Source organism: Arthrobacter sp. NPDC056493 (assembly GCF_042795115.1).
Taxonomy (GTDB): domain Bacteria; phylum Actinomycetota; class Actinomycetes; order Actinomycetales; family Micrococcaceae; genus Arthrobacter.
This window is the reverse complement of sequence record NZ_JBHTSL010000052.1, coordinates 24,820-40,844: the sequence shown is the minus strand read 5'-3', so window position 1 is coordinate 40,844 and position 16,025 is coordinate 24,820. Positions and strand designations below refer to the sequence as shown.

16 protein-coding genes are annotated in these 16,025 nt (G+C 67.1%); 7 read left to right on the top strand and 9 right to left on the bottom strand.

What is annotated here, in order from left to right; genetic code table 11:
• Nucleotides 1-43: 43 nt before the first annotated feature.
• Both ACFQ50_RS18545 and ACFQ50_RS18540 read right to left on the bottom strand, forming a co-directional pair.
• The gene (locus ACFQ50_RS18545) at nucleotides 44-1,447 is read right to left on the bottom strand and encodes a GntP family permease (protein WP_377997105.1); all 1,404 of its coding nucleotides are present in this window, start codon (nucleotides 1,445-1,447) and stop codon (nucleotides 44-46) included.
• Between the two features lie 70 nt (nucleotides 1,448-1,517).
• Nucleotides 1,518-2,099: a gluconokinase gene (locus ACFQ50_RS18540; protein ID WP_377997104.1), complete on the bottom strand. Its 582-nt coding sequence runs from the start codon at nucleotides 2,097-2,099 to the stop codon at nucleotides 1,518-1,520.
• Between the two features lie 191 nt (nucleotides 2,100-2,290).
• Here ACFQ50_RS18540 and ACFQ50_RS18535 point away from each other — a divergent pair, with 191 nt between their 5' ends.
• Complete coding sequence (locus ACFQ50_RS18535; RefSeq protein ID WP_377997103.1) at nucleotides 2,291-3,025, top strand: FadR/GntR family transcriptional regulator; 735 nt, start codon at nucleotides 2,291-2,293, stop codon at nucleotides 3,023-3,025.
• Nucleotides 3,026-3,106: 81 nt separating this feature from the next.
• Here the strand turns inward: ACFQ50_RS18535 and ACFQ50_RS18530 are convergent, their stop codons facing one another.
• From ACFQ50_RS18530 to ACFQ50_RS18500, 7 genes are all read right to left on the bottom strand, one after another.
• Nucleotides 3,107-3,625, bottom strand: coding sequence for an Imm61 family immunity protein (locus tag ACFQ50_RS18530; RefSeq protein ID WP_377997102.1), 519 nt, complete (start codon nucleotides 3,623-3,625; stop codon nucleotides 3,107-3,109).
• A complete protein-coding gene (locus ACFQ50_RS18525) occupies nucleotides 3,622-4,008 on the bottom strand; it encodes a glycohydrolase toxin TNT-related protein (RefSeq protein WP_377997101.1) in 387 nt (128 codons plus the stop codon). The genes ACFQ50_RS18530 and ACFQ50_RS18525 overlap by 4 nt, the downstream gene beginning before the upstream one ends.
• A gap of 46 nt (nucleotides 4,009-4,054) precedes the next feature.
• Nucleotides 4,055-4,567 carry an Imm61 family immunity protein gene (locus ACFQ50_RS18520; protein WP_377997107.1) on the bottom strand — a complete coding sequence of 171 codons (513 nt, stop codon included), beginning with the start codon at nucleotides 4,565-4,567 and terminating at the stop codon, nucleotides 4,055-4,057.
• Nucleotides 4,568-4,572: 5 nt separating this feature from the next.
• Nucleotides 4,573-6,642, bottom strand: a complete 2,070-nt coding sequence (locus tag ACFQ50_RS18515; RefSeq protein WP_377997100.1) for a glycohydrolase toxin TNT-related protein — start codon at nucleotides 6,640-6,642, stop codon at nucleotides 4,573-4,575.
• A 30-nt stretch (nucleotides 6,643-6,672) separates the two neighbouring features.
• Complete coding sequence (locus ACFQ50_RS18510) at nucleotides 6,673-7,032, bottom strand: DUF6507 family protein (protein ID WP_377997099.1); 360 nt, start codon at nucleotides 7,030-7,032, stop codon at nucleotides 6,673-6,675.
• A 17-nt stretch (nucleotides 7,033-7,049) separates the two neighbouring features.
• Nucleotides 7,050-7,355 carry a pore-forming ESAT-6 family protein gene (locus ACFQ50_RS18505; protein WP_377997098.1) on the bottom strand — a complete coding sequence of 102 codons (306 nt, stop codon included), beginning with the start codon at nucleotides 7,353-7,355 and terminating at the stop codon, nucleotides 7,050-7,052.
• Nucleotides 7,356-7,436: 81 nt separating this feature from the next.
• Entirely contained in the window at nucleotides 7,437-7,778 is a 342-nt protein-coding gene (locus tag ACFQ50_RS18500) for a hypothetical protein (protein ID WP_377997097.1), read from the bottom strand.
• Nucleotides 7,779-8,019: 241 nt separating this feature from the next.
• Here ACFQ50_RS18500 and ACFQ50_RS18495 point away from each other — a divergent pair, with 241 nt between their 5' ends.
• The 6 genes from ACFQ50_RS18495 to ACFQ50_RS18470 are packed head-to-tail and all read left to right on the top strand — an operon-like array spanning nucleotide 8,020 to nucleotide 16,008.
• Complete coding sequence (locus ACFQ50_RS18495; RefSeq protein WP_377997096.1) at nucleotides 8,020-8,304, top strand: hypothetical protein; 285 nt, start codon at nucleotides 8,020-8,022, stop codon at nucleotides 8,302-8,304.
• Nucleotides 8,301-9,650 (top strand): type VII secretion integral membrane protein EccD, encoded by a 1,350-nt coding sequence (gene eccD, locus ACFQ50_RS18490; RefSeq protein WP_377997095.1) that lies wholly within the window; start codon nucleotides 8,301-8,303, stop codon nucleotides 9,648-9,650. Before ACFQ50_RS18495 ends, eccD begins: the two co-directional genes overlap by 4 nt.
• On the top strand, nucleotides 9,643-10,764 hold the full coding sequence (locus ACFQ50_RS18485) for a hypothetical protein (protein ID WP_377997094.1): 1,122 nt from the start codon (nucleotides 9,643-9,645) through the stop codon (nucleotides 10,762-10,764). Before eccD ends, ACFQ50_RS18485 begins: the two co-directional genes overlap by 8 nt.
• A 2-nt stretch (nucleotides 10,765-10,766) precedes the next feature.
• Nucleotides 10,767-14,732, top strand: a complete 3,966-nt coding sequence (gene eccCa / locus ACFQ50_RS18480; protein ID WP_377997093.1) for a type VII secretion protein EccCa — start codon at nucleotides 10,767-10,769, stop codon at nucleotides 14,730-14,732.
• Nucleotides 14,729-15,127: a hypothetical protein gene (locus ACFQ50_RS18475; RefSeq protein ID WP_377997092.1), complete on the top strand. Its 399-nt coding sequence runs from the start codon at nucleotides 14,729-14,731 to the stop codon at nucleotides 15,125-15,127. Before eccCa ends, ACFQ50_RS18475 begins: the two co-directional genes overlap by 4 nt.
• Nucleotides 15,124-16,008, top strand: coding sequence for a DUF6177 family protein (locus ACFQ50_RS18470; RefSeq protein ID WP_377997091.1), 885 nt, complete (start codon nucleotides 15,124-15,126; stop codon nucleotides 16,006-16,008). The genes ACFQ50_RS18475 and ACFQ50_RS18470 overlap by 4 nt, the downstream gene beginning before the upstream one ends.
• The last annotated feature ends 17 nt before the right edge of the window (nucleotides 16,009-16,025 follow it).

Below are 16,025 nucleotides of genomic sequence, written 5' to 3'. Positions count from 1 at the left end.
GCAGATCTGCCGGCCTCCCGCCGTCGTACTCCAGAACGTGACGCTAACCGGCCAGCCCGGCCACGGCGAAGATGGCTGCGGAGATGCCGAAGCCCATCACGCCGATCAGCGTTTCCATGACGGTCCAGGTCTTCAGCGTGGTCTTGACGTCCATGCCGAAGAAGCGGCCCACCATCCAGAAGCCCGCGTCGTTCACGTGCGAGGCAACGACTGAACCGGCGGCACAGGCGATGACCAGGGCGGCCACCTGCATGGCGTTCATTCCGGCAGCGGCGACGCCCGGGGCGATCAGGCCGGCGGTGGTGGTGAGGGCAACGGTGGCGGAGCCCTGGGCGATGCGCAGGATGGACGAGATCAGGAAGCCGGCCAGGATGAGCGGGATGCCCATGTGGCCCAGGACGTCGGCCAGTGCGTCGCCGATGCCTGAGGTGCGCAGCACGCCGCCGAACATGCCGCCGGCGCCCGTGATGAGGATGACCGAGCAGACCGGACCGAGCGACGATTCGAGCAGGTTCTCCAGGACGCCGTTGTTGACGCCGCGGCGGGCGCCGAGCACGAACATGGCCACGAACACCGTGATGAGCAGCGCCACCGGGGTTTCACCCAGCGTCCGCAGGAACTGGAACCACTGTTCGTTCTTGACGGAGGCGGGCAGCACACCCGCTGAGGCCGCGGTGTTCAGGCCGGTGTTGATGAAGATGAAGAGCAGCGGCAGGAGCAGCAGCCCCATGATGGTGCGGAAGCGCGGCGGGTGGGATTCGGCCTCGGCGGTGGCGTGGCCCAGGAGTTCCGGAACCGGGAGCTCCAGCTTCTTGCCGGTCCACAGGCCGTACAGGTATGCGGTGAGGTACCAGGTGGGGATGGCGGTGATCAGGCCGGCGATGGTCACGAGGCCGATGTTCGCTTCAAAGAAGGCCGACGCCGAGACGGGGCCCGGGTGCGGCGGCAGGTAGATGTGCATCACGGAGAACGCGCCGGCGGCGGGGAGGCCGTAGCGCAGCACTCCCCCGCCCAGGCGGTGGGCGACGGCGAAGACCACGGGGAGCATGACCACGAGGCCGGCGTCGAAGAAGATGGGGAAGCCGAAGACCAGCGAGGCCAGGCCCAGCGCGAACGGGGCGCGCTTCTCACCGAAGATGCCGATCATGTAGTCGGCCAGCACCTTGGCGCCGCCGCTGGTTTCCACGATGCGGCCGAGCATGGCGCCCAGGCCGACGAGCAGCGCCACGGTTCCGAGGGTCGTCCCGAAGCCGTTGATGAGCACCGGGACCACCTGGTTGGCGGGGATGCCCGTGGCGAAGGCGGTGCCGAGGCTGACCAGGATCAGGGCAAGCAGCGCGTGCATGCGCAGCCTGATGATCAGGAACAGCAGGACGCCGATCGCCACCGCCGCAATGAGCAGCAGCGGTCCCGCGCCCAGCGTTTGGGTCCATCCTTCGATGGTCATGGTTCTCCTTTGAAGCAGATTACTTGGGGGGGTGGGTCCGCGCTTTTGGGGCGCGGAACCCGGGTCGTGGCTAGTTGGCGCAGGGCGCCTGGTCGGTGGGGAGCTCCTGGTTCGAGGAGAGCTCCCGGTTCGAGGGGAGCTGCAGGGCTGCCAGGATCTCCGCAATGAGTTCCTCAGGCGACCGGGTGATGTCCAGGCGGAGGCTTCCGGCCGCGAGTTCCTCCGCGGTCAGTGGTTCGAGAGTGGCCAGCTGGCTGGGCAGGAGCGTGGGCGGCATGAAGTGGCCTTCGCGGCCCTGCATGCGCTGGCTGAGGACGTCCGCCTCGCCGTGCAGGTGGATGAAGAGGACGCGGCCTTCGGCGTCGGACAGCAGCTGGCGGTATGTCCGCTTGAGCGCGGAGCACGTGAGCACGGTGCTGTGCCTGGAGCGCGCCCGTTCGGTCATCCATTTCTGGATCTCCTGCAGCCAGGGCCAGCGGTCCTCGTCCTGTAGCGGAACACCCTGGCTCATCTTGGCGATGTTGGCCTGCGGGTGGAACTCATCCGCCTCCGCGCATGCCCAGCCCAGATGCTTGGACAGTGCCGCGGCAATCGTGGACTTGCCGGAACCGGCGACGCCCATCACCACCAGGTGCGTGGCTGGATACTGCATCGTTTACCTCCGAAGAAGACGTCTTTGGCTTGTGGAAGAAGCTCAATCTGCAGTCCGTTTCGAACTGCGCTGGAGATAAGGTATCACCATTTGTGGCGAAAGATACTATCTTTGCGTGTCACAGGTCATACCTTTGCCTCATCTTCCGGTACGCTGGGAGAGCGCCTGCGGCGCGAAAGAGAGGCAGGATCATGTCGACGGCGACAGGGAACCACGCGGTCACCGCGTACGACGGCGGGTTGTCACCCGCGATGCATGAACGCGTACTTGACGCTGTTGGCGTGGCCATCGCGTCCGGAAGCCTCGCGCCGGGAAGCCGGCTGACCCTTGAAGGCCTGCAGCAGGAGTACGGCGTGTCCCGCACCGTCGCCCGCGACACCATGAAGGTCCTGGAATCGATGAACCTGGTGTACTCGCGCCGCCGGGTGGGCATTGTGGTGCAGAGCCCGGACCTCTGGAACGTCTACGACCCCAAGCTGGTGCGCTGGCGCCTCGCGTCAGACCGTCGCGCCCAGCAGTACGCCAGCCTCACCGAGCTGCGCATCGCCGTCGAGCCCATTGCCGCGGCCGGTGCCGCCCGCCGGGCGAGTGCCGCCGAGCGCAGCCAGCTGGTGGCCCTGGCCGCGGAGCTTCGGCGGCTGGGTGAGGCCGGAGACCTGGAGGCGTTCACGGCAGCCGATATCGCCTACCACCGGCTGCTGCTGAAGAGCTGCGGCAACGAGATGTTCTCGTCCCTCGAAGGGATGGTGGCCGAGGTGCTGACCAGCCGGACCCAGCAGGGCCTCATGCCGTTCAAGCCGCGCCAGGAAGCCCTCGAAGCCCACGAGAATGTTGCCTCAGCCGTGGCCGGCGGGGACGCCGTCGCCGCAGAGGCCGCCATGCACCACATCCTGGACGAGGTACGCGAAGCGATGGGGCTGCACTAGCCGCCGCAGGTTGAGCCCGTCGAAACCAACCCCGTTCGTTGAGCCTGGGCCCCCGGCGGCGGCTTCACGGTGGAAACCACCTTAGACGGCGTTCGTGGCCCTGAAGACGGGCGAGGCTTCAGGGTGCAGCGTGTAGGTCCGAAGCTCATCTGCGGACAGTGCCGAATAGTGCGAGAACTCCACAAGTGGAATGATCCGCCCCTGACGTTCGACGCCGGTTGTGGCCTCGGTGAGCGTGGCCAGGCCGTCCCCGACCAGTCGCAGTGAGAAACCGGGGGCCACGCTGTCGGCCGTCACGGGAACGGGCGTGACCAGCAGCAACGGTTGGCCCTGCCGACGGCGGTAAAGGCTTGTGAGACGGAACACCAGGAACTTCTCGATGTCGTCAAGGAGAGGCGATACGAACACGATTCGCTCTGACCGTTCGCGCTCGGCCTCGGTGAGCACAAAGCGCCCGTCCACCTCGCGAAGGTACAGCTGGACTTCCCCGCCAAGATTGTAGAGGCACCATGAGTCGTCCCCGGACCTGGCCATGCTGTAATTGGCGGCCTTGGCCAACTCGGGAAAACGGGACATGGTGGGTTCTATATTGATAGTCACTTGGTCAGCACCCCGGCCTTCAGCAGTTCGTCGACCGTCAGAATTGTGCCGTCCGCGTCGCGGAACAGCACCTGGCTGGCTCCTCCGGCGCGGCCAAAGCCGGGGCCCACGACTGAACCCTCCACAGTCCACCCTTCGGTCCCCAGAGGCCAGTCTGCGGCCATCTGATACCGGGAGTAGGGCAGCTCCAGCGCATTCACCGGGAGGGATCTGGCTTCAAAGCTGGATGGGTTGCCGTCAATGAGCAGGTACAGGTGCGAACCGTCCTCACCACCAACCCTGTCCACGGTTCCGCCGTAGAGCCGGCGGAATTCGCTTAGGCTCTTGAGCGCCAGGCGGTCACCGGGCAGGGCGCCGTTATCGGGCGGGTAGACGTCAAACATACTTTCCCTCTCTGGAAAAGGCAGGCCAAAAGATCTTGAAGTTTGTTTACGTTAGCGGGAAGAAGGGTGGTTTCCCTCCGGGCGCCAAGCACGCCTCACGCAATTCCTCCGGGGACATGTTGACGTAATGGGAAAAATGAACCAACCCCGATGCGTTAGAGGTACGCCGCTCAGCGCCGGTGGCTGCCTCCCTAAGCACCCAAGCGGAGCCATCGCGTTCCAAGCTGAATCCTGGCGCTACTTTGTCAATCGTGACAGGTACGGGAACCGTCAACAACTTGGGAAGACGTCGCTGCGACCGCCAGCTGCTGCACAGCCAGAAGACGATAAACAGCTCCGTATCGCGGGCGTACTCTGACGTAAAAACATCGTACTCGGGGTTGTTGCGGTCGACCTGTCCAACAACGAACAATCCGTCACGGACCAGAACGTGCCTGTAGTTGTCGCCGCTCGGGGCAAAGTACCAGGAGCCGTCGCTGTCGCTCTTTCTGGCTGTGTGCCCGGCTTTGGCAATCATGTCGCCTGTTCTGGCCATTAGTTCGTCCAGCTGCTGCTGCATGTCACTCACGGCGTCAGCACTCCTTCGTCCAGCAGCGAGTCGACCGGGACTGGCTTACCCAGATTATCCATAATCTGCAATTGCATGGCCCCGCCTTCCCGCCCGAAGGCAGGAGCAATCTTTGATACTTCAATCGTCCAGCCTTCCGCGCCCGGGGGCCAATCTTCTACCAACCGATACGTGGAGTATGCCTTCTCCAGTGACGCCACCGGCAGGGAACGGTCCTCAAAACTAGCTGGTACGCCATCCTCTATCAGTCCCAAGTACGACCCGTCGGAATCACCTATCCGGTCCACTTGGCCGCCGTAATCCCGGACGAAGGCTTTCAAGCTCATGTAATCCCAACCCGTGCCCTGGACCCTCCCCGCGTTGGGCGGATACTCGGACCATACGGCGCCTTCTCTGCCCGGCTTGGTGTACCGCTCGTCGTACTCAGCTTTGCTGAACGGAGTTCCCTCGGGAGCGCGGCCCCAGGGAGCCTGCGGATCGGAGACCAATTCCATGGTCTCCCTGTTGACATCCGTAATCGCAGGGTACGGCGAGTGCTCGGCGTGGACATCACGTGGCAGCCCGTACAGCGCGTCCTCGGGTTTGGGCTCGTCGTCCACGTGGGGCACGCGTTCGCCCGGGACCTCGGACGAACCGGCAACCGCCTTGGCATCGTCGTCGGGAGCGTCGCCCGCCCCCTCGCCGCGGGGCGCCGGGCTCTCCTCAGCCGCCCCAGGCCGAGCCACCCTGGCATCCTCGTGCCGCAGAGGTGCAGGTCCGTTGCCTTCGGCTATGCCCGTGCGAGGGAGGTCCGGGGCGTCGGGCGTGTGGCTGGGCGCGGGCCCTTCGACGCGGACGTCGGCCAGTTTGTCCAGCAGCTTCGCCGTAGTTTCCGGCATGACGACGTCGGATATCTTCAGGGCAACAGAGCCTGGCTTCGACAAGACGGCACCGGCCGTTCCCAGGGCATCGGCGGAACTGCCCAAAGCAGGAGCCAGCCTTCCTAGTCGGGAGCCCTCCGTCGCGGCGGCACCCATCTTTTCGGCTGCCATTCCCGCCTTGCTGGCGGCCGTCCCTGCCTTCAATCCGACGCCGGCGCCACCGGCAAAAAGTCCCGCAACGTCCACCGTAGCGCCGCCGGCCGCGTACCACGGGTCCTTGCCCCACTCGTCGTAGTAAACCGCACCCTTGACGGCGTCGCCCACGGTGAGCATGGCATTCAACTCTTCCGCGGAGAACTTTCCGTCGGCCCGCGAGATCGCCCGGTGAGTGGTCAGCGCCGCGCCGGCGAGCATCCCGAGGCCCTGCCAGGCACGGACCTGCTGCTCCTTGTCCGTGGTACCCAGGAGCGTGTACAGGCCCTGGCCGGCACCAACCACTGCGGCAAGGGCGCCCTGCCCCAGGGAGGCGAGCCCGCCCGCGCGAAGGGAGACGTTGGCCGGCCCCCATGGCTGGTCGGCAATCTCTTGGTCGCTGCCCAGGAAGTGCTGCACGTTCGAAAAAACATTCGACAGGACGTCCGTGGAGCCGTTCAGGTTTTGCCTGGGAATGACAGCAGCGGAAACCTTCTCGCCACCGGCCAGTACATTGAGTGCGGAAGCGCAGGCGGCGTCTGAATCCAGGATGTCCTGGGCCAGCGCACTGCAGCGGTCATAGGTTTCGCGGCGCTGATCGACAATGTCGATCTTCGACTGCCAGTCATCATTTCCCAGGATCAGCTCGTCCAGTGCGCTGACTTCAGCCCTCAGGGCCTCAACCCGGAGCTTCAGATCCCGCGTCCGCCCGGCAAAGGAACGCAGCGCCGCGGAGCACTGTTCAGTTATGCCCTGCAGGCTGGCCGCGCGGTAGGCGATCGGCGAGAATCCAGAAAGCACCACGCCTTGTTCCGGTGCCTCGTAGGCGCCGGACAGGCCGGTCCATGTCCGGGAAGCGGCATTCACTCCCGCACTGATCGATGCACTGGCCCCGGCAAGTGCGGTGGCGTGCGTTTCCAGCGCGTCGGCGTCGGGCAATGGCGGGAGGCCGCCGGCGTCGATACCGCTTGCTCCGGCCCCAATCGTGCAAACTTCCGCGAACCCGCTGCTCATCGCCGTCCTGATTCCCTAAATTTGAAGTGGTTAGTTGGGCCGCGGTTGCGGGCCGGCGGCCTTTGCCCAGCCCGCCGGCATTGCTGACGCCCCGCGGGCCGCGTTCGCTGCCATATTCAGGTCACCGGCCGCGTAGTGGCCGACTGCTTCCGCCGTGCTCTCCAAAACGTTCACGCTCTTCGAAACCAGCCCCTGGGTCGCCGGAACGATCACGGCCTCCACCAAGGCGCCGAGGGCCGCCTGGACCACGGGCGAGGGCACCGACTCGGAGACACCCATCAGCGCTGCCTGCATCTGGCCAATTGGCTCCTGCAGCCCCTGGACAGACGATGCTGCTGAGCCGATCACGGCCTGGCTGGCCGGCACGTCGATGTTCCATGCACCTGCCATGGGAATGAACCGCCGCGTCAGCCGATGCCCTGCACCGCGTTGCGGGCAGAAGTGGCGGCGGTTGTGGCGGATTCATCGTTAAGCCCAAGGGTGCTGCGGACCAGGGTGACGATGGCCCGCACTTCGTTGGCGGCGCTTCCCCAGCGTGCCTCGACGGCCTGGTACTCGGCATCCACGCCGTCAGCGCGGAAGTCAGCCATGGCCTGGTTGACATCGGACTGGCGCTGGGCGATGAGGCTTTCCAGCTGGGCTGCGAGCGCCTGGATGTCTCCCTGCACCTGGGATGAAACGTTCGTGTCGTAGGCAATGCGGTTTGCAGTCATGGTTTGTGTCGGAGCCCTGGCGGCCCCTACTCCGTTCCGGATCTAAAGGGTGTTGGTGACGGAATTCAGCAGGCGCCCGGCTCAGCCGGCGCGCCCCTGGAAGCGGGCGCCGTCGAAGTTCGCGGACCCCTCGGTGCGGCGGGCGTTGTCGCTGGCCGCAAGATCGCCCTGCTGGAATGCCGTATTCATCCCCGACTGGCCCTCGACAATAGCCGCGAGTGCAGCGTTCAGTTCGGTGGCCACCAGATCGGACCGGTTTTTGAAGGAGTCGAAGGACGCTTTTCCGGCACCGCTGAAGCGGCCCTCCAACGGAGCAACAGCGTCGACGAACCTGCGGACCAGGGCTCCGAGGTCCTGGTGCGATGCGTCTGTCTGCTTGTTCAGGCTGCCGAGCGTGTCCGCGCCCATGTCGAAGATGGCCATGACTCCCCCAAATGATGTTCTGAGACTAAAGATGCTCTGAGACCGTACCCGCGCCGGACGGCGACGGCACGTTCAAGCATGGACATGGAGGCCGCAATATGTCCAGTCGATGCAGTAAATAAGCCCCCGTGAGGCCCTTGACTTGCACAGCCACGCGGAACCCGCGATAGGTTTAAGGGCTGATAGCCGCCGCGCGGTGGCCACAGCTGGCCGTGCTTGCTTACTAAGGGGGAAACAGGCGATGGCTGAAGATTTCGACTCAAGGCTTCTCGAGTCGGCGAAGGTCCGCAAAAGCCGCCTGGATGATGCATTTCTGTTTGGCAGGAATCTCCAGGAACGCAGCTACTCAACGTTCACTGCCCGGCTGCTGCAGTCGCTTCTGGTAGCAGCCCTGATCGCTGCCATCTGCGTCGGGTACAGCTTTGTCCAGCACCTGCTCAGTGAGCAGTCCAGCCAACCCGGTAAGTCCAGCCAGCAGGCTGGCGCATCCCCCGTGGCGCACAACTACCAGGCGGGAGCCGCATGAGCACCTCACTGAGCCGCATCACCATCATCGGTGACAACCGGCATCTCGATGTGCGGCTCCCTTCTGACGAGCCGGTGGCTTCCCTTCTTCCGCAACTTCTGCAGCTGATGGCTGACGAAGACGGCTCCGTGACGAGTACCAAGAGGACCGGCGGGCTGCAGGCGCCGGCCGCGTCCTCGGTGCTGACCACCAGCACCGGGACCACGCTCGAGGACTCGCTCAGCCTACGCCAGTCCGGGATCACCGACGGCACGCTGCTGTACCTTCGCGACGACGTCAGCGTGCCGCCCGCACCTGAGGTCTACGACGTTGCCTCATTCGCTGCCGACACCACGGAGCGCACACCCGCCCTGTGGTCCGGACGGCTGCGCACCACGGGGCTTGCCTCCCTGGGAGGCCTCCTGCTGGCAGGGTCCGTCATTGCAGCGGTGATGTTGCTGGACGGACCTGACGCAGGCGTCGCGGTGGCCGTCGCCGCAGCCTTGCTGGTGGCCGGCGCCGCCCTGGGCCGCTGGCGCTCGGTGCCGGCCGGACTTGCCCTGATACTGGCGGGCCTGGCAGCCGCCGTGGCGGTCGCCCTCACGCTGGAGCCTCTCGCCCAGGCGGCCGTGCTCTCAGCCGGCGCTGTGGTCTCAGGCCTTGCCGCCGGTGCCGTGGCTACGCGCAGATATGTGCCCTTCCTCTCCAGCGCGGGCCTCCTCGCCGGGCTCAGCGGGATCTGGACGCTCATGGGCTGGAGCACGGGGGACGTGCCGCTGGCGGCAGGAACCACGGGCATCGCTGCCGTCTTCGCTGTGGGCGTTGCTCCGCGCCTGGCCACCGTACTCACCGGGCTGAGCGCCCTGGACGACGACCAGCGGCAGGGCAGGCGTATCAGCCGAAAGAGCACACTGGACGCCGTCCGTGCAGCGCACTCCACACTCACGGGGTGGACTCTGGCCGCAAGCGGCATGGCGGGGCTGTCCGCCGTCATCACCGCCACCGCGGCCGACAGGCCCGCATGGGCAACGGCCCTGGCCTTCTCCCTGCTGGGGGCGCTGACGCTCCGCGGGCTCTCCCTGCCGCTGTTGAGCCAGCGGGCGGGACTGTATCTGGCCGCTGCCGGCTCCTGCCTGGGCGTCGCCGTCGCCCTCTCCCTTGCGTTGCGGCAGCCCTGGCTCGTGGGTGGCGTCGGGGCCGTGGCCCTGGCCATCCTTCTCGCCTCAGTGGTCAGGGTCCGCGAGGAGACGGCGGCCCGGCTCCGCTTGACGGCCTCCCGGCTGGAACTTCTCTGCGTACTGGCCACCATCCCCCTGGTTCTGGGCTTGTCCGGGACCTACACACAGCTAGGACAGACCTTTGGCTGATCAGCCCCGCGCAGGTTTCCCCTTCTCCTCCGCATCATCCGGAGAACCATCCGCAGCCCCGGGACAGGTTACGACGACGGCGGGCGGCGGCTTTCCGGGCATGTCACCGGCCCTGCCGGTCACTGCCCTCTCCGCTTCGGAGACCGCTGCACACGTGACCAGGCCCCGGGCGGCCGGCACCCGCACGACCAGCCCCCGCGCTGTGGCGGCCGCCCCTGCCGTTTCTCCAGCGGTGAACCCGGGGACGCGCAGGAAGGGCGGCGACACGCTGTGGGAGCGCGTGCGGTTTGAGGTGACCGACGCCGTCACGTCCGGTGTGCTGTCCGAACGCCTCATCCGCGCCAGCGCCGACGTCGAGGCTCCCATCACCACGGGGCGCCGCATCGTTGTCCTGGGCACTGCCGGCGGCGCAGGCACCACCACAGTCACCGCCGTACTGGCCAAACTGCTGGGAAGCATCCGCCAGGAAGCAGTGATGGCCGTGGACGCAACAGACCAGTCGGGCATGCTGCTGCAGAGACTGGGTACTGCTACTGCAGCGCCGCTGTCCGTCCTGATCCAGCAGTTCCGCACCCAGCCGGTGCGGACTCTGCCAGACGCCACAGCGAACGCTGCGGCGTGCGGCAACCAGGTGTTCGCCGCCGCCCGGACCGATGTGCGGGCGATGGCGGACTCCCCTGTGCCCCTGGCCGAGTGGACAGATGTGTCCTCCACCCTGTCCCGGTTCATGGCCGTGACAGTAGTGGACGCCGGAGCCTCTCCCCTGTCCCGGCACGCGGGAGCCCTGCTGGAAACCGCCCATGCCGTGGTGCTGGTGTCCCCTCCCGGTGAGGAAAGGGCCCTGCCGGGTGAGGACAGGGCTCTCAGGTTGGAGTCTGTGCGGAACACCTTGGCCGAGGCCTTCCCGAACGTGCAGCAGGTGGCTGTTACAGTGCACTCGCGGCAGCAGATGCATTCTCGGCTGGAGGGCAGGAACCCGGCTGGGAACCTGCTGCCCTTCGACCGGCATCTGGCTGGCGGTGGCGCCCTGCAGCTGAGCAGGCTCGGGTCGCGGACAAGGATTGCCGCCACCGAAGCCGCCGGCCGGGCGCTCCTTGCCGCAAACAGGGCCTGACCATGACCACCAGAATTGTCCACCGCCCCGCCCGGACCACGCTGCCCGAGCAGGCTCCGCCGTCCTCGCGGCTGGATGCACCGCCACAACTGGCCTCGGGCGCAGGAGGCATGAACCTGCTGGCGTTGGTGCCCATGCTGGGTGCCGCCACGTCCGTCACAGTCATGATGCTGTTCCGCGGATCCTCGCTGGCCGGCATCGGCGCCGTCATGATGGTGGCCACCGTCCTGGCGTCAGTGGTCCTCATGTTTTCCCAGCGCGGCAAGGCTACCCGGCAGCGCGCAGGAAAACGCCGGCTCTACATGGATTACGTCCGCCGGCGCCGCCAGGACTTCGAGGGCGAGGAGCAGCAGGCACGCACCGCAGCACACGCTGCCCACCCACCGGCCGGGCACCTGGTGGAAAGGGTCATCAATGATCCGCACCGTCTTTGGGAACGCCGGCGGACCTCCGGGGACTTTCTCGTGGCACGGTTCGGCACGGGCACTGTCCCCCGACGGGACATCGCCGTGCAGGACAGCGGTGACGCGGTCGAGCGGCCTGACGCGTTCATGCTCTCCGAGGCGGAACAGCTCCGCGAGCGCTTCAGCCGCACCCCCAACATGCCCTTGACCCTTCCCCTCGGCTCGGTCTCCGACATCTCGATCGTCGGAGACCGGGAGACGGCTCTGATGGTGTGCCGCAGCCTGCTGTGCCAGCTGGCGGCCGGGCAGTCACCCGAGGACCTGGAACTGGCCATTCTTTCCGCGGACCGGGACGGCGCGGCGTGGGAGTGGACCAAGTGGCTGCCGCACCTGCAGGACCGCGGAAAACTGCGCTGGGCGGACTCGGCGCAGGGTCTGGCCGCGCTCCTGCGCAACTCGCTGGATGCCCGTGCCGCCGCGCTGAGCAGTGCGGCAAGGAACTTCCAGCGGCTCGCCCCCGACGCGCTGCCGCGGCTGGTCATCATCACGGACCTGCCCGGCCAGAACGCGGCGCCGCTGCCTGGACTGCCGCCCGAGGTGCCTCTTAGCCAGCTGGCCGTCACCAGGATCCACGTCCTGTCCGGGCAGCAGCAGGAGCCTGGCACGGTGGACCTGAGGCTGACGGTGGCACCGGATACGCTGACGCTGGAGGTCACGGCCAGCGGCCAGGCAATCATCGGCACCGCAGATGAGGTTCCCATGGTGGTGGCGGAGGCTGTGGCACGGTCACTGGCACCGCTGCGGCTTTCCGAGCTGTCCCACGAGTTCGGCCAACACAAGTCATCCCGCAGCTACGCCGAGGCTTTGGGCCTGGACGGCTACACGGCAGAGGCCATGCTCCAGCTGTGGAATACGCCGCGCGGGACTGACTTCCTGCGGATCGCCGTCGGCGAGGACGAGGACGGTACGCCCGTCCACCTGGACCTGAAGGAGCCCGCCCAGCAGGGCATGGGACCGCACGGCCTGTGCGTCGGTGCCACCGGGTCCGGCAAGAGTGAGCTGCTCCGCACCATCGTGCTGTCCCTGATCGCGTCGCACTCCCCCAAGGACCTGAACATGGTGCTGGTGGACTACAAGGGCGGGGCCACCTTCGCCCCCTTCCAGGAAGCGCCCCACGTGGCAGGACTGGTCACCAACCTGGTCAGCGACGCAAGCCTGGTGGACCGGATCTACTCAAGCCTCTCCGGGGAGGTCAAACGGCGCCAGGAGCTGCTGAAAAACGGCGGGGACTTTGCCCACATCAATGACTACCGCCAGGCCAGGGACCGCCAGCCGGACAACCCCGCGCTGGCTGACCCCATGCCCTACCTGTTCGTGTGCATCGACGAGTTCGGCGAACTTCTCACCGCCCGGTCGGACTTTATTGACCTGCTCCTCTCCATTGGCAGGATCGGCCGCTCGATCGGCATCCACCTGCTGCTCGCTTCCCAGAAGGTTGAGACCGGAATGCTGCGCGGCTTGGAGACCTACCTCGCCTACCGCATTGCCCTGCACACGAATTCCGAGAGTGAAAGCCGGACCATTATCGATGTGCCGGATGCCTACCACCTGCCCAGCACCCCGGGACACGGCATCCTGAAGGTGGACACCACGGTGTTCAAACGGTTCCGTGCCGCGTACGTCTCCGTTGCGCTTCCTTCGGCTGAGGACGAGCGGTTCGAGGAGGCGGATGCCGTCCTCCCCGTCGGCACCTTCCGTCTCGATGCCCGGGACACCCGGGAAGCTGCCGAAAGTACGGCGGCGGCAGACGCCGTCGTACCTCGTCCGGCCCCTCCGGAGCTGGGAGCTGCCGTCCCCGCGGAGGCGGCGACCATCCTGTCATCGCTGGTGGGATTCGCTTCCGCCCAGCCCCGGCAGACGCCGCCGGTCTGGCTGCCGCCGTTGCCGGCCGCGGTGGCGCTGGGCAGGACCGGCGCCTCCCTGGACCTGACATCCGCCGGGCCGCGGCTGCGGCAGCCCCGCTACCTGAACCCGTCCGTCGGCATCCTCGACGATCCGGCGCGGCAGTGGCAGGGCCCGTGGCATCTGGACCTGACCGCGCGCGGCGGGAATCTCGCCGTCATCGGCGCGCCCCAGAGCGGACGTTCAACGGCGTTGCGAACCGTTGCCGCGTCGCTCGCCTTGAGCCACAGCGTGGACGACGTCAACCTCTACGCAGTAGATCTGCAGGGCAACTCGCTGGCGGCGCTTGCCGGGCTGCCGCACTGCAGCGGCGTGGCGGGACGCGGAAACAGGGAACTGATCCGCCGCACCCTTGAGGAAGTGCAGCATCTGATAGCCGAGCGGCAGGCCGCCTTTGAGAGGCACGCCGTGGACTCCCTGCCCGCAATGCGCGCGCTGCGCAGCCGGGGCGGCGTCCCGGAACTGGGCTGTACCGACGCTTTCCTGCTGATCGACGGCTTCGGGAGCCTGACCACGGAGTTCCCCGAACTTGAGGACGTGGTCACGGATGTGATGACCCGCGGCAGCTCCCTGGGAGTCCACGTGCTGGTGACTGTCCGCAGCTGGTCCGAGGTCCGGATGTCCCGCCAGTCCCTGCTGGGCAACAGGATCGAGCTGCACATCTCCGACCCCGCAGATTCGATCGACCGCCGTCTGGCCAGCACCCTCGGCGCCAACCGGCCCGGCAGGGCGCTGACCATGGACAAGACCATCGGCCAGTTCGCGCTGCCGTCGCTCGCTGAGACAGCCGACCCAGGCAGCGCCGGCCGGGATCTCGTCGAGCTGTCCGCCGCGCTGTCGCAATACGCCACCCGGCGCGCCGCCCCGGTCCGGGTCCTCCCCGGGCGCGCCGTCCTTCCATCCGAACACCGCTCCGCCCCGGGCGCGATCGCACTGGGCATCCGCGAGCAGGATGCCGGCGTGGAGGAGCTGGAGCTGCTGGGAAGCGACCGCGGCGCCGTCATTTTCGGCGACCCCGAAACGGGCAGAACCAACCTCCTCCGCACGGCAGCAGCCCAGCTGATAACCGCGCACCAGCCCGGCGAGCTGGTCTTCGCCGTGTTCGATCCCCGCCAGCAGCTCCAGAACTTCATTCCCGAGGAATACCTGGGCGAGTATGCTGCCAACGGCCAAAGGGCTGGCCAGCTGGCCGAGTTCGTGGCCAGCCAGGTGCGTGACCGGCTCGGTGACGGAAGCACAGCGCCGGTGCGGACTCCGCGGATCGTGCTTCTCGTGGATGACTACGACATCCTCGTTGCCACCGGCAACCAGCCTCTGCGGCCGCTGGCCGGATATCTTCCCTCCGGTGCCGACGTCGGGCTTCACGCCTTGGTGACGGGCCGGACCAGCGGCGCGGCCGTCACCGTCCATGATCCGTTCATCGCCGGCCTCCGGGCTGCCGGGTCCCCGGTGATCCTGTTCTCCGGGGACAGGTCCGAAGGAGTCATCGCAAACGGTGAGCGGCCCCTGCCCCTGGCTACCGGACGAGCCAGGATCCTGCGGCCCAGCCGGAACCCCGTCATGATCCAGACATTCCAGTTTGACGGCGAGGTCCCGCAGTGACCTACGAATTCCACCTCATCTGCCCTGAAGATCCTCGGCGGGGACGGTTCGCGTACGCCTCTGAACAGTTTGAGAACAAGTTCACCGTGGTGGCCGTCAAAGACACGGAGCACCTGGTCCTGGGCTTCGACGGCGACGACCTGGCGCTCCTGACGGCCCCTCACAGGGTCCCCGGCGAGGAGCTCGGGAGGATCTACGGCAGCGAGACCGCAGCCCAGCTGCGGGGCGACGCGTGGGTCTCCGAGATCAGCTGCCCCAATGACAAGGACACTGCAGAGGCGGTTCGGTCTTTCCTAATGATCACGGTGGTCGGCACCCGGGGATTGCTCATGGATCCGCAGTCCAATGAGCTCATCAACGCGGACTGGGGCAAACGAGCGGCACAGGGCACATGAGCGGCGCGCCCCTGGCAGTGGTCCGGGTCCCAGGCCGGCGGCCATGGCTGAGCCGCACGTTGCTCGCAAGGTTGCGTGAAGCAGCGCAGGGCGCGGCCGGGCAGGGCATTGTGACCGTGCAGACAGAACGCACGGCACGGCCCAGCTACCCCATGCTCGCGTTTCTTCGCTCGGCTGGCATTCCGTGGGTCACGCCCGGAGCCGCGGGGCTGGAGGACGGCTTCGCCGGGGCCCCGTTGCCGGAGGGCCACACACCATGCCGCGCCACCGTGATCCGAGGGAGCGTGCTCCATGAGGCCAGCGCCGGCCTGAAAATAGGCGACTTCACGGAACGGCTGTTGGGCTCGTGTGTCGGGTTGGCGCCGCTCCTGATGGACGATAGCGAGCCGTTGGGCAGGGCCTGGGATCCGGACGGACTGACCACCTGGGTCCGTCAGCGAATGCCGTTGGCGTGTGCGCTCGTTGCCGGCGCGGGTTTCGCAGGCACGGTGACCGCGTACCGGACGGAATCGGGCGTGGTGGAGGCTTTCGACGTGCTGGCGGAGCGGGGTGGAGGGGCCGTGCCCTCTGCGGCTGCCGCCGCGGCGGCTGCGGTGGACGCTAACGTGCAGGAACTGTCCATTGAGCGGCACTTCGGCGCCGACGGGCCGGGCGTCGGCGCCGGGATGGACCGGCTGCGGATGCCCGAGCTTCTGGTTCTGGGTCCAGGGCGTCACCTCGGCATCCCGGTGAATCCAGAAGTGGCCGCGGTCGCAACGGCTGAGCTGGCCGGCGTCGCGCCATTCCAGCACCTGGTGGTGCGTTTCCGCCAGAGCGGCGAGGGGGACCTGGGCCGGACCAGGGACGTGCAGCACAAACTCCTGTTCCCCGCCGCAGGATGAGGGACCGCAGTCAGCCT